Here is a 14,698-nt window from a genome sequence, read left to right as displayed (position 1 = left end):
TTAGCCTCGCTTCCATCGAGTACCTTGTCTTGTATCTTCTAGTATAATATTTAGTTCTTTTAGTTGATCACGGATCTCATCTGCTCGTTTAAAATCACGATTCTTTCTAGCTTCTAAACGTTCTTCAATAAGGCGGTCAATTTCTTCGTCTAGCAATTCTTCTTTTTCTAGTTGTAAACCTAATACCGAAAATAGTGTTTCAAATGTATTCATGAAGGTCGAAATTACGTTCGTTGACGTATTTTTTTCTATTAAGTAATAGTTTGCCTGCTTTGATAACTCAAACAAAACAGAGATTCCATCTGCAGTGTTAAAATCATCATCCATTTTTGTTTCAAATTCATGTATTAATTCGTTAATCTTTTGAATCCATGCATCATCATTTTCTGCCAGATTTGCACTCACATCTAGTCGATGTTTTAAATTCTGGTAAGATGTTTTCAAACGTTCCAGTCCTGCACCTGCGTTTTGTAGCAATTCATCCGTATAGTTGATCGGATTTCGATAGTGTACTGCTAACATGAAGAAACGCAGTACTTGTGGATCAATTTGTTTAATAATGTCATGAACAAGGACAAAGTTACCTAACGATTTTGACATTTTCTCATTATCGATATTGATGTAACCATTATGCATCCAGTATCGAGCGAACTCCTTCCCAGTTAATGCTTCCGACTGTGCAATTTCATTTTCATGGTGTGGGAATGTTAAATCTTGACCACCTGCGTGAATATCAATGGTGTCACCTAAATATTTTCTTGCCATAGCAGAGCATTCAATATGCCAGCCTGGTCTACCCAATCCCCAAGGACTATCCCATGATATTTCACCTTCTTTGGCAGCCTTCCATAGCGTGAAATCAAGTGCATCTTCTTTCTTTTCTCCCGCTTGGATCCTAGCACCTACCTTCAAATCATCTACAGATTGATGAGAGAGCTTACCATAGCCTTCAAATTTCCTAGTACGATAATAAACATCGCCTTCCGATTCATATGCATAATCTTTTTCGATTAAAGTTGCGATAAAGTCAATAATTACATCCATATTTTCCGTTACTCGAGGATGTAGATTTGCTCGCTTGCATCCTAATGCAGTTACATCTTCAAAAAATGCTTCAATAAACTTTTCTGCAATAGTTGGTACATCGGATTGAAGTTCATTAGCTGCTTTAATTAACTTATCATCTACATCTGTAAAGTTAGAAACATAGTTCACATCATAGCCCCTATATTCTAAATACCGGCGAACAGTATCAAAAACAATTGCTGGTCTTGCATTCCCTATATGAATATAGTTGTATACGGTAGGGCCACATACATACATTTTCACTTTTCCTTCTTCTATTGGAACGAACTCTTCTTTTTTACGAGTTAGTGTATTATAAATTTTTATTGTCATTATATACAGCTCCCTTCTCTATTTCCTTCTGTAACTGTATTATTTGATTTTCCAATGCTAAGAACTTATCTAGCATTGGATCTGGTAAGTCACTATGGTTTAGATCCTTACCTATTTTGACACCATCTTGTATTACAATTCTACCTGGTATCCCCACAACGGTTGAGTTATTTGGTACGTCTTTTAACACAACAGAACCCGCTCCTACTTTCGAGTTCTCCCCTATCGTAATATTTCCAAGCACTTTTGCACCAGTTGCTATTAGGGCATTATCCTTCACTGTTGGGTGACGTTTCCCCTTTTCTTTACCAGTTCCTCCAAGGGTTACACCTTGGTACACTGTTACATTATTGCCAATTATACATGTTTCCCCAATCACAACTCCCATTCCATGGTCAATGAAAAATCGGCGACCAATGGTTGCACCAGGATGAATTTCAATTCCTGTAAAAAAACGAGCAATTTGGGAGATGATCCTTGCAATAAAATACATTCTCCGTTTATAAAATGCATGTGCAATTCTGTGTGCCCAAATAGCATGTAAACCCGAATAGGTTAAGATTACTTCTAAACTGCTACGTGCTGCAGGGTCTTGATCAAATACCGTGTCTATATCTTCTTTTATTCGCTTAAACAATTCCCCTCACCCCGATATATATAGGCTCCATTAAACACTCATCTGCTAATTCTCCGCTGCAAACAACATAGTAGAAAAAATAAATGATAATAAAACAAAGACGCCTCTGTATAAAACAGAGACGCCTTAGCGCGGTTCCACTCTGGTTGGATTCTTAATACTAGAGAATCCCAGCTCCTTCTTGATAACGACAAGAGTACCGCTTGCACCTACTGGAATCAATCGTTCGGTGTAAGACTCTGAGGTGCAATTCAATAAAGCGAGAGGCCGGGACCGCTCTCAGCCAATGGCGGTTCTCTCTGTTCAGCATCGTTTATCTACTTCTCCTCATCCACGTTTTCCTAATATATAACAATAATATATTACATTTTCACTTATTTGTTAATCATCAAACGATCAAGACGAGATTTAACTTTTTCTTTACCAAGTAATTCGATAGAGTTTGGAAGTTCTGGACCATGAGTTTGGCCTGTTACTGCTACACGAATCGGCATGAATAATTTCTTCCCTTTTTGCCCAGTAGATTTTTGTACTGCTTTTATTGCTTTTTTAATTTCATCTGCAACAAAATTCTCCAGTGCATCAATCTCTTGATAAAACGCCGATATCACTTCCGGAACTTGTTCTTCGTCTAGTACTGCTTGTGCTTCTTCATCATAGTCTACTTCGTCCGTAAAAAACAACTTAGAAAGTTCCACAATTTCTGCACCATAGCTCATTTGCTCTTGATAAAGTGCAATTAATCTCGTTACCCAGTCACGCTCTTCTTCTGTTAGGTTCTCACTAACAATACCAGCTTTCACTAAATGTGGGAGTGAAAGAGCCACTACATCTTCAAGTGCAAGCTTCTTCATGTATTGATTATTCATCCATTGAAGTTTTTGCTTATCAAACAAAGCAGGAGATTTCGATAACCGCTTCGCATCGAAAATCTTAATAAACTCCTCCTTAGAGAAGATTTCTTCTTCTCCTTGTGGAGACCAACCAAGTAATGTAATAAAGTTAAATAATGCTTCAGGTAAATATCCTAATTCAGCATATTGCTCTATAAATTGAATGATAGACTCATCACGTTTACTTAGTTTCTTACGGCTCTCATTTACAATCAATGTCATATGGCCGAAAATTGGAGGTTCCCAATCAAATGCCTCATAAATCATTAATTGTTTAGGAGTATTAGAAATATGATCATCACCACGGAGGACATGACTAATTTTCATCAAATGATCATCAATTGCAACAGCAAAATTATATGTTGGAATGCCGTCTTTTTTGACAATGACGAAATCGCCAATCCCATCAGATTCAAAGGAAACTTCATCCTTCACCATGTCCTGGAATGTATACACTTTACCTGTAGGTACTTTAAAGCGAATACTAGGTGTTCTACCTTCTGCTTCTAGTTTTTCTTGTTGCTCTTTTGTTAAGTTAGCACATTTTCCTGAATAGCGAGGCATGACACTGTTTGCTATTTGCGCTTCTCTTTCCGCTTCCAGTTCTTCCTCTGTGCAGTAACATTTATATGCTAAACCACGTTGCAGGAGGTCATCATAATATTTCTTGTATATATCATTTCGCTCAGATTGACGGTATGGACCATAACCTCCATCCTTATCAACACTCTCGTCCCAATCTATTCCAAGCCATTTTAAATACGTTAACTGGCTTTGCTCTCCGCCTTCAATGTTTCTTTTTTGGTCTGTATCCTCAATTCTAATGACAAATGTTCCCCCTAAATTGCGGGCAAACAAATAGTTAAATAATGCTGTACGTGCATTACCAATATGTAAATGTCCTGTTGGACTCGGTGCATAGCGCACTCTAACATCGCTCGACATAGAACTTCCTCCTCAACAATCTCCATTCATTCTACCTATTTTACAATAATTCATTTTCCTTTTGTAGCAAAACAACTGCTTGAGATGCAATTCCTTCTTCACGCCCTACAAACCCGAGTCGTTCTGTAGTCGTTGCTTTCACATTTACTTGCTCCATACTCGCTTCCAGTAATTCGGCAATCCGCTCCTGCATTTTCTCAATATGTGGAGCCATCTTAGGCTTTTGTGCCATAATAATACAATCAATATTTACTAGTTTATACCCCTTATTTCTAACAAGCTTCCAAACGTGTTGTAAAAGCTTTGCTGAATCGGCATCCTTAAAATTAGGATCTGTATCAGGGAAATGTCGCCCAATATCACCTTCTCCTATTGCACCGAGACATGCATCCGCTACAGTATGTAAGAGAACATCTGCATCAGAATGTCCAATTAGGCCTTTTTCATAAGGAATCTCAATTCCACCAATGATTAATGGGCGATTCTCGGCAAACGCATGCACATCAAAGCCGTTCCCAACTCTAAACATAGTTTGTTTCTCCCTTCAAAACACAACGATATCATTATTTTATCTTTGTCTTTTTTCTAGTATTGCATTTGCAAAAAACAAATCTTCAGGTGTAGTCAATTTTATATTATCATAGTCACTTTCTACAATTTTAACTGGATATCCTATTCTTTCAACAAGAGATGCTTCATCCGTGCCTAAAAAGTTTTCATCTCTTGCTTTCTTGTGTGCTTCATGCAAAACAGAAAAACGAAAAGCTTGTGGGGTTTGCACCTGCCACAAGCTGGATCGTTCTAACGTTTCGACCACTTCCAGACCTTCTACCCTTTTGATTGTATCTTTGACTGGGACTGCTGCAATTGCAGCACCACTCATTGATGCCGTTTCCACAAGGGTTTTTATAGTAGCGTGGGTTATAAATGGGCGAGCTCCATCATGAACAAGAATAATTCCATTTTGATCAGCGACTTGAAGTCCATTATATACACTATATTGGCGTTCACTACCACCGTATACGAGTTCTACTTTTGTTAAATTCCTCGTTAGTAATTCTTCAAAGAATTGTTGATCACGTGAATCTATAACAAGAATGATTTTACTACATTCTGGGTCTGATATAAATACATGTAATGTATGAAGAATAATGGGGCTACCCGCTAACTCTAAACGCAATTTGTTAAAGCCAGCCCCCATCCGTTTCCCTGACCCTGCTGCTGGAATAATTACTTGATAGCTCATTAAAACTTGTTCCCCTATCTTATAAAGCTTTTTCTAATAATTTCGGCTTAGCAAAAATCATTCGTCCTGCCGAAGTTTGTAGTACACTTGTGACGATTACATCTAATCGCTTACCAATATAATTTCTACCTTCCTCGACAACTATCATTGTGCCATCATCTAGATATGCGACACCTTGATTATATTCTTTCCCATCCTTCATTACTTGTACATTTAACTCTTCGCCAGGAAGGACTACAGGCTTCACTGCATTCGCAAGGTCATTTATATTTAGAACGTTCACATTTTGAAATTCACATACTTTATTTAGATTAAAGTCATTTGTTACAACTGTTCCATTCATTAATTTCGCCAGTTTCACCAATTTACTATCTACTTCTTGTATGTCCTCAAAATCGCCTTCGTACATTTCCACTTGAATCTTTAACTCTTTTTGAATTTTATTTAATATATCTAATCCTCTACGTCCCCTATTACGCTTAAGGGCATCCGATGAATCTGCAATATGTTGTAGTTCTTCCAATACAAATTGTGGAATGATGATAACACCATCTAAAAATCCTGTTTGGCAAATATCTGCTATTCTCCCATCAATAATGACACTTGTATCGAGGATTTTAAAATGTGTGGAATCTTTCACTTCTTCTGTACTTTCTACACCACGCTTTTTATTAGCACGATTAATAGAAAAAAGACTTGTTAACTCATCACGTTTCTTAAAGCCCACTTGGAATCCAAGATAGCCCAGGAGTAAAGTTAATAATATAGGTATAAACGTATCTAAAATAGGTATTGCCATTTGATTTATCGTTAAGCCTGCCAAAAAGGCAATTAGTAAACCAAATGCTAATCCCATACTCCCAAAAAGAATATCCGTTATAGGAGCTTTTACTATTCGATCTTCTAACCATTTTACTGCATTTACAATGTAATCTATCGCCCAGAAGAAAATTAAATAAAAAATAATTCCACCTAAAACGGCTGATACGTAAGCATTATTAATAAAATTAAGATGATCAAACTTAACTAGTTTTAGTAAATCCGGAATTAAAAATATACCTAGCGTACCGCCTAGTATAAATACACATATTTGAACTATGCGTCTTAACATACATTCCTTCACCTCCTATTATAATTATAAACAATTACATAACTTTAAAACCGTGACATAATTAAATATTTTATAAATGTAATATCAATTACATTTTCTTCCACTATTTACAATATATTTGTATTTACATCATAAAAATAGCAATAACTAACACCAATGTCAATTTATTTAATGTGAAGTAATACACATTGATTATTCAAAAGCCATTTGTAACGCTTCTGCGATATTATGAACACCAATAATTTGAATTCCTGCAGGAGCTGTCCAGCCTCCCATATTATTGGCAGGTATGATTACTCTCTTAAACCCTAACTTTGCTGCCTCTTGTACACGTTGTTCTATTCTAGAAACACGTCGTACCTCTCCAGTTAAGCCTACTTCACCAATGATGCAATCTGTTGCTCGTGTTTCTTTATCTTTATAGCTCGACGCAATACTAATTGCTACGGATAGGTCAATTGCTGGTTCGTCCAATTTCACTCCACCCGCAACCTTTAAATATGCATCATAATTTTGTAATAGCAAACCTGCCCGTTTTTCTAATACAGCCATCAACAAAGAAACGCGATTATGATCAATACCTGTTGCCATTCTCCGCGGCTGTCCATAACTCATCGGCGATATTAAAGCTTGGATTTCTACTAGAATTGGCCTAGTGCCCTCCATCGATGCTACTACTGTAGATCCAGATGCACCTTCTGACCTTTCTTCGAGAAATATTTCCGATGGGTTCATAACTTCCTCTAATCCACTCTCTTTCATTTCGAAGATGCCCATTTCATTTGTGGATCCAAAACGATTCTTTACCGCACGTAAAATCCGATACGTATGGTGTCTCTCTCCTTCAAAGTACAAAACAGTATCTACCATATGTTCTAATAAACGGGGGCCCGCAATGGAACCTTCTTTCGTTACATGCCCTACTATAAAAATAGCAATTCCTTTTGTTTTAGCTATTCTCATTAATTCAGCAGTACATTCCCTTACTTGGGATACGCTCCCCGGAGCAGAAGTGACTTCAGGATGGTAAATGGTTTGTATAGAATCGACTACAACAAAAGATGGTGATAGTGATTCAATCGTTTCATGAATGAATTCTAAGTTTGTTTCAGCATAAATGTATAACTCAGGTGACGAGACATCTAGCCTATCCGCTCTCAGTTTCGTTTGTTTTACCGATTCTTCACCTGAAATATAGAGGACTGTTTTATTCGTATTTGCTAATTGGGATGATACTTGGAGAAGTAATGTGGATTTTCCTATTCCTGGGTCACCTCCAATTAATACAAGGGATCCAGGTACTACACCTCCACCTAATACTCGATTTAATTCCTTTAGTTTTGTTGTAACACGAGGCTCTTGTCTTGTTTCAATAGTTGTAATAGGAGTTGCTTTTGACTGTGTTCCTGGTTCTGTATGTTGAAAGGATCTTTTAGGCTGTTTCCCGACTATGTCCACCTCTTCAACCATCTTGTTCCATTCTCCACAACCAGGACAGCGGCCCATCCATTTTGCAGATTCATAACCGCATTCTTGGCACATAAATTTAGTCTTTTTTTTGGCCATTGCTTTTTCACCTTCTCAAACCTGTTATGAAAATAATGGGATACACACTAGAAAGGTGTATCCCATTTTATATTTATGACATTGCTTCTTCTTGTTTTGTTTTGACCGTAAACTCTCCATTTTCAACTCCGATGACAACATGTTGACCAGTTGATATGCTGCCTTTCAGTAGTTCTTCTGATAGACGGTCTTCCACAAACTTTTGAATTGCTCTTCTTAATGGTCTTGCACCGTATTCCGGATCAAAGCCTTCATCTGCGATTTTCGCTTTTGCTTCGTCCGTAATTTCTAAATGTATATCTTGGTCTTTTAATCGTACCATTAATTCATTCGCCATTAATGTGACGATTTCTTGTAAATGTGGCTTTTCTAAGGCATGGAAGACAATAGTTTCGTCAATTCGGTTTAAGAATTCTGGACGAAATGCCTTTTTCAATTCTTCCATTACTTTGGATTTCATATCTTTGTAGTCTTGTTCCCCGTCTTGTATGCTGAAGCCAACATATTTATTACGTCTTAATGCTTCCGCTCCAACATTAGATGTTAGAATGAGTACTGTGTTACGGAAATCAACCGTTCTTCCTTTAGAATCGGTTAAACGCCCATCTTCTAGCACTTGTAGTAAAATATTAAACACATCTGGGTGTGCTTTTTCAATTTCATCTAGTAATATAACAGAGTACGGCTTACGTCTAACTTTTTCCGTTAATTGGCCACCCTCTTCATACCCAACATATCCTGGAGGTGAACCTACTAGTCTGGAAGTCGAATGCTTCTCCATGTATTCTGACATGTCTATTCTAATTAATGCATCCTCGTCTCCAAACATAGACTCTGCTAATGCTCGAGCAAGTTCCGTTTTTCCAACGCCAGTAGGTCCAAGGAAAATAAATGACCCTATTGGTCGCTTCGGATCTTTTAGTCCAGCCCTTGCTCTCCGTACTGCTTTTGCTACTGATTTTACTGCCTCTTCTTGCCCAATTACTCTTGAGTGTAAGATTTCTTCTAGTTTTAATAATCTCTCTGTCTCAGTGGATGCAAGTTTTGAAACTGGTACACCGGTCCAACTTGATACCACACTTGCGATGTCTTCTGTTGTTACTTCGGTATTTTCTTGCCCTTGTTTTTCTTTCCAAGTTTTCTTCGTTGCTTCTAATTCTTCACGAAGACGTTGCTCAGAGTCACGTAATGATGCAGCTTTTTCAAATTCTTGGCTCTGAACTGCTGCGTCCTTTTCTTTCCGTATAGTCTCTAATTTTACCTCGAGCTCTTTTAGGTTAGGTGGTGTCGTATAAGAACGAAGACGAACTTTTGATCCAGCCTCATCTATTAAATCGATTGCTTTATCTGGTAAAAATCGATCTGAAATGTAACGATCAGAAAGGGTAACTGCTGCCTTAATGGCATCATCTGTAATAGAAACACGGTGATGTGCTTCATATCTGTCTCTTAATCCTTCTAAAATTTGAATAGATTCCTCAATTGTCGGTTCGTCAACCTGTATTGGTTGGAAACGACGCTCTAGTGCAGCATCTTTTTCAATATATTTTCGATATTCATCTAGAGTTGTAGCACCAATACATTGTAGTTCTCCGCGTGCTAATGATGGTTTCAATATATTGGATGCATCAATTGCACCTTCTGCACCACCCGCACCAATCAATGTATGAAGTTCATCAATAAATAGAATGATATTTCCTGCTTGGCGAATTTCATCCATTACCTTCTTTAGACGATCTTCAAATTCACCACGGTATTTAGTTCCGGCAACGACCGTACCCATATCAAGGGTCATCACTCGCTTATCACGTAATGTTTCTGGAACTTCATTATTGATAATTTGTTGTGCGAGTCCTTCCGCTATCGCTGTTTTACCAACACCTGGTTCTCCAATAAGTACAGGGTTATTTTTAGTACGTCTACTCAACACTTCTATAACACGCTGAATTTCTTTATTTCTTCCAATTACAGGATCTAGACTGCCTTCACGTGCAGTTGCAGTTAAATCACGTGCAAGTCCATCAAGTGTAGGAGTGCTTGCGTTTGACGCTCCAGATCCCGAATGATTATTAGCTTCACTATTACCTAATAGCTGCAATACTTGTTGTCTAGCTTTATTTAGGCCAACTCCTAAATTTGTTAATACACGCGCTGCTACTCCCTCTCCTTCACGGATAAGACCAAGGAGAATATGCTCTGTACCAACATAGGAATGACCTAATTTTCTAGCTTCATCCATCGATAATTCTATTACTTTCTTTGCTCTCGGAGTATAATGAATGTTTTGGGAATTCTCATCCCCACGACCAATAAGCTTTTCTACTTCTTTTTGAATTTTATCTGGACTGAGAGAAAGACCATATAGAGCTTTTGCGGCAATTCCTTCCCCTTCTCTAACAAGTCCGAGTAAAATATGCTCTGTACCAATATTGCCGTGTCCAAGGCGAATTGCCTCTTCTTGAGATAATGCTAATACCTTTTGTGCTCTCTCTGTAAAACGGCCAAACATCATAATATTTCCTCCTCACTGTCTCTTTTATCTAATTTCAGACGCTCACGAATTAATGCTGCTCTTTTTATATCTCGCTCAGCAGGTCGAAGAGGTCCACCTGCATATAGTTGTAAAAATCCCGGTTGCGTTAAAATCATCAATTCATTTAAAATGTTCTTCGACAAATGATTGATATATCCTGCATCTATGCCCAATCTTACGTCAGATAAACATTCAGCAGCCTCTTTTGTTTCAATAATTCTACTGTTTGCTAATATCCCGTAAGAACGAAACACCCTATCTTCTAATTGTATGTTAGATGTTTTTACTAATGCTTCTCTAGCCGACCTTTCCTGTGCAATTATTTGTCTAACTACACTCATTAAGTCGCCAACGATATCTTCCTCTGACTTCCCTAGAGTGACTTGATTGGAAATCTGAAATATATTTCCAAGAGCTTCTGAACCTTCTCCATAAATCCCTCTTACAACAAGTCCTAATTGATTAATAGCTGGAATAATTCGGTTCATTTGTCTTGTCAAAATTAACCCAGGAAGATGGACCATTACGGAAGCGCGTAATCCAGTTCCAACATTTGTTGGACAACTAGTTAAGTATCCTAATTGTTCATCAAAAGCATAATCAATTTTCTCTTCTAATACATCATCAATGGCGTTCGCACGCTCTAATGCAGCCATTAATTGAAAACCTGGAAAGATACATTGAATCCTAATATGATCTTCCTCATTAACCATAATGCTAATATCTTCCTGTTCAGAGAGAACAACGCCACCATTTGAGGAATTCTCCGCTAATTGAGGACTAATTAAATGTTTCTCTACAAGCACCCTTTTTTCCAATGCTTTCATTTCATCGATTTCTAAAAGCTCCATATCCCCATAAGGATAAAAAGCACCTTGACGCGTCACTTCCTGTACTTTAAGAAGTATTTCCCTAGCTTCCTCATTGCTAAACAATATAGTAAATTTATGATTGCGTAAATTCCTTGCTAACCGAATTCTAGAGCTTAGAATAATATCAGAATCTGGTCCTTCTGCACTCATCCATGAGCTAACAGCTTTATGAAGAAACTTTTCTAGACTCATTACCTATTTCCCTCCTCATTTTTCAAATTATTTTCGAGGGATCGGATTTGATCTCGAACTTCTGCAGCTTTCTCAAATTCTTCATTTTCAACGAGCGTTCGTAATTCTTCCTTTAAGTTTTGTATCTCTTTCTTTATATGAATAGAGCCACCAATTCTTTTGGGAACTCTTCCTCCGTGCACCGTATTCCCACTTTGCACTCTTTGTAATATAGGTGAAATTTGCCGGCTAAACGCCTTATAACAATGCGGACAACCAAAACGGCCAACCTTGATAAATTGTTGGAACGTCATTTCACAAGCATCACATTGAGTGATTCCTTGAGTAAGTGGTTGTGATTTTGCTTGTTGTAAAGCCGGATCAAGGTTTAGAAAACCAGCTAACAAATCATTAAATGAAAAGCCAGAAGTTCCCGCTGCGAAAAATAACTCTCCTTTTTCTTTAGCGCATTTTTCGCAAAGCTGAATTACTGTCTTTTCCCCATTTACTATATTAGTAAAATGTAAAGTAGCCGGCCTTTCGTTACATTCCTGGCATATCATCTCTCTCACCTAACCTTCTTAAATTTATATTTGCTATATTTTACTGGATCTTCAGCGTAATGTGCTTCCCTACTCGCTACTCATCCATACAACGCTATTGATATTTAATGGATTGGAGCATAGCCTTCAACATTCGAGCTCGTAATTCATCCCTCATCGGAAGATCGATATATATAACGGAGCGATCCATAACAGTTAGCATTAACTTTGCTTCATTCTTAGTAATGACTTCTTCCTCTAATAAGCGAAAAACTACGTCTTGAGCATTTGTTTGTGAAATATTTCTTCCGATTAATGCTATTAATTGATCAATCAAATGTGCTTTATTATGTGTCTGCACTTTTGATATGCGAATGTATCCACCGCCACCACGTTTACTCTCTACCATATACCCTTTTTCAATCGTAAACCTAGTATTAATAACATAATTAATTTGTGATGGAACACATTGAAATTTATCTGCTATTTCACTTCTTTTAATCTCAATAATCTCACTATCACTTAACTCAAGCACCTTTTTCAAATAGCTCTCAATCACATCGGATATATTCCGCATTGAAAAAGCCTCCTATACGCATGATTGACTTTGACTATATTTGACTTAATTATACAAGAGAGAGCATCTAATTGGCAATTATCACACATAGTATTATTTTAACCACACCTACAAAATCAAAACCATATACGGAGAAATAAATGATGATAAAGTCGATATGTGAGTTTGATTTAATTTTTATTCTTAAATGAATGTTAGAAGAAAGGTAGACTTTTACTTCTGGAGGAACTTGTGGGGATCCTGATGGGAATCTGAGCTAGAAAATGATTGCTTTTGGGTGTGTTTTTATTGGAAAATTGCACTTCCTTTGATTATTAAAGAGTGTAACTGACTACTTTCTGGATCAGTGAATTATTGTAACTTGGAGAGCAAATAAGTAGAACCAGAATTTAGTGTTTGGGGATTCTGAAGGAATCTGATTACCTTCTGGAGGGGTTTTTTATCGTTTGGGAATCAGATAAGGATTCTTATTACCTTTTGAGAAGACTTTTTATCTTTTGGGAATCAGATGACGTGTCTGATTACCTTGTGGAGAGATTTCACTCTTTTGGATAATCAGAGGGAGGGTTTGATTCCCATTCTAAAGAAGTTTTTCATATTTAGGGAATCATACAGAGGGTTTGATTCCCTCCTGAAGGGTTTATTCTACCTTTTGGGAATCATAGCACCCTTTTGATTCCTTTCTTAAGTTATTTTTTTCTTTTTGGGAATCATAAAGCGGTTTTGATTCCCTTCCTGAAGGGATCCTTATCCTTTTGGGAATCATACAATGACTTTGATTCCCTTCTTGAAGGGATCACCTTCTTATCGGGAATCAAACATAATTTCTCTCTACTGAATAGTGATTGTAATTAATCATTTCCTAATTATTGTATCTGTTCTACTTAAATAGATCCAAATTTTCATTTTCCAATTTATTTGGGGTTTATTCAACTACAATAGTTACCTCTTTTGCTTTTTTTCTTACTATTGGTTACTATTCCGTCGTAATAGAGACCTTTTCTCCTTTTTTACTTGTTTTTGTTCACTATTCAGGCATAATAGTGACCTCTTTTGCTGTTTTTTTAGTTCTTGGGCACTATTCGACCTCAATAGTGACTTCTTCCATTCTTTTTCTTTTTTTTGGGCACTATTCCCTCAAAATAGATACCTTAATTCGATACATCCATTAATTTGGGCTTTATTGTATGACTGATTTTCTTCATTCCATTTTACCAAACACAAAAAAAGCCACCTTCCTCAGAAGATGACTTTCGTTTGCCTGGCAACGTCCTACTCTCACAAGGGTGAACCCTCACTACCATCGGCGCGCGAGCTTAACTTCCGTGTTCGGGCTACGAATCACGATGACCGGCGAATCTCGGCGTCATCGGCGCTCGCTCGATTTAGATTCCTTCCAGAAGGAATTTGTTCTCTTTGGGAATCATAAATAAGAATGTTCTGTTCTCTGCATTATCATATGAAGACAGTTTTTTATAATTATTTAATATCTTGTTTTCATACAAGCATAATGAAGACACTTTCGTAAAATTTAAGATGGATTTGTCTTCATATGAGCATTATGAAGACATTTTTTACACTTTTCTCAAAATATTGTCCTCATACGGCTGTTATGAAGACACTTTTATTAAAATTATAGGTTTTTTGTCTTCATATCATCAGTATGAAGACACTTTTGAGTATTTTAAGAGAAATTTGTCTTCATATCTTCATTATGAGGACAGTTATTCCTGTTTTTCTAGAACTTTGTCTTCATGCCATTAATAATTACCATGAAACACAAAAAAGCCACCTTCCTCAGAAGATGACTTTCGTTTGCCTGGCAACGTCCTACTCTCACAAGGGCGAACCCTCACTACCATCGGCGCGCGAGCTTAACTTCCGTGTTCGGGCTACGAATCACGATGACCGGCGAATCTCGGCGTCATCGGCGCTCGCTCGATTCTCATGGGCATAGCCCATTGCGAGTCTCTCTCCCTTGATTCCTTGATCTTCTTGGTCCTCCTGATTCTCGCCTTACTTTGCATATACTGCGTTACTCTTATACCTTCGGTATAACTAAAAAATACAAAAAAGCCACCTTCCTCAGAAGATGACTTTCACTTGCCTGGCAACGTCCTACTCTCACAAGGGCGAACCCTCACTACCATCGGCGCTGAAGAGCTTAACTTCCGTGTTCGGGATGGGAACGGGTGTGACCTCTTCGC

General features: G+C 37.5%; 11 protein-coding genes, 1 rRNA gene and 1 other annotated feature. All 12 genes read right to left on the bottom strand.

Translation table 11 applies throughout. The annotated features are described in order from the left end of the window. Positions 1-1,398: a cysteine--tRNA ligase gene (gene cysS / locus ACFPM4_RS14085; protein WP_382352921.1), complete on the bottom strand. Its 1,398-nt coding sequence runs from the start codon at positions 1,396-1,398 to the stop codon at positions 1-3. Then, entirely contained in the window at positions 1,379-2,035 is a 657-nt protein-coding gene (gene cysE, locus ACFPM4_RS14080) for a serine O-acetyltransferase (protein WP_382352918.1), read from the bottom strand. The genes cysS and cysE overlap by 20 nt, the downstream gene beginning before the upstream one ends. A gap of 114 nt (positions 2,036-2,149) precedes the next feature. After that, positions 2,150-2,378, bottom strand: a binding site (T-box leader). Positions 2,379-2,409: 31 nt separating this feature from the next. Next, positions 2,410-3,873: a glutamate--tRNA ligase gene (gene gltX / locus ACFPM4_RS14075; protein WP_382352915.1), complete on the bottom strand. Its 1,464-nt coding sequence runs from the start codon at positions 3,871-3,873 to the stop codon at positions 2,410-2,412. Between the two features lie 40 nt (positions 3,874-3,913). Beyond that, a complete protein-coding gene (ispF, locus tag ACFPM4_RS14070) occupies positions 3,914-4,402 on the bottom strand; it encodes a 2-C-methyl-D-erythritol 2,4-cyclodiphosphate synthase (RefSeq protein WP_382352912.1) in 489 nt (162 codons plus the stop codon). 39 nt (positions 4,403-4,441) lie between these two features. Continuing rightward, positions 4,442-5,119, bottom strand: a complete 678-nt coding sequence (ispD, locus tag ACFPM4_RS14065; protein WP_382352909.1) for a 2-C-methyl-D-erythritol 4-phosphate cytidylyltransferase — start codon at positions 5,117-5,119, stop codon at positions 4,442-4,444. Between the two features lie 19 nt (positions 5,120-5,138). Next, the gene (locus tag ACFPM4_RS14060) at positions 5,139-6,230 is read right to left on the bottom strand and encodes a PIN/TRAM domain-containing protein (protein WP_144924598.1); all 1,092 of its coding nucleotides are present in this window, start codon (positions 6,228-6,230) and stop codon (positions 5,139-5,141) included. A gap of 192 nt (positions 6,231-6,422) precedes the next feature. After that, a complete protein-coding gene (radA, locus tag ACFPM4_RS14055) occupies positions 6,423-7,796 on the bottom strand; it encodes a DNA repair protein RadA (protein WP_382352905.1) in 1,374 nt (457 codons plus the stop codon). Positions 7,797-7,869: 73 nt separating this feature from the next. Beyond that, positions 7,870-10,308, bottom strand: a complete 2,439-nt coding sequence (gene clpC / locus ACFPM4_RS14050; protein ID WP_382352902.1) for an ATP-dependent protease ATP-binding subunit ClpC — start codon at positions 10,306-10,308, stop codon at positions 7,870-7,872. Beyond that, positions 10,305-11,393: a protein arginine kinase gene (locus tag ACFPM4_RS14045; protein ID WP_382352899.1), complete on the bottom strand. Its 1,089-nt coding sequence runs from the start codon at positions 11,391-11,393 to the stop codon at positions 10,305-10,307. The genes clpC and ACFPM4_RS14045 overlap by 4 nt, the downstream gene beginning before the upstream one ends. Beyond that, positions 11,393-11,935, bottom strand: a complete 543-nt coding sequence (locus tag ACFPM4_RS14040) for a UvrB/UvrC motif-containing protein (RefSeq protein ID WP_144924610.1) — start codon at positions 11,933-11,935, stop codon at positions 11,393-11,395. Before ACFPM4_RS14040 ends, ACFPM4_RS14045 begins: the two co-directional genes overlap by 1 nt. Before the next feature lie 94 nt (positions 11,936-12,029). Continuing rightward, positions 12,030-12,491, bottom strand: a complete 462-nt coding sequence (locus tag ACFPM4_RS14035) for a CtsR family transcriptional regulator (RefSeq protein ID WP_382352896.1) — start codon at positions 12,489-12,491, stop codon at positions 12,030-12,032. Positions 12,492-14,596: 2,105 nt separating this feature from the next. Next, positions 14,597-14,698 (bottom strand): 5S ribosomal RNA (gene rrf / locus ACFPM4_RS14030); the annotation flags it as partial.

The sequence above is a fragment of the Lederbergia graminis genome (assembly GCF_042655485.1).
Classification (GTDB): Bacteria; Bacillota; Bacilli; order Bacillales; family Bacillaceae_C; genus Lederbergia; species Lederbergia graminis.
Note: the sequence above shows the minus strand (reverse complement) of the source record. Positions and strands in the feature narration are given on the sequence as shown.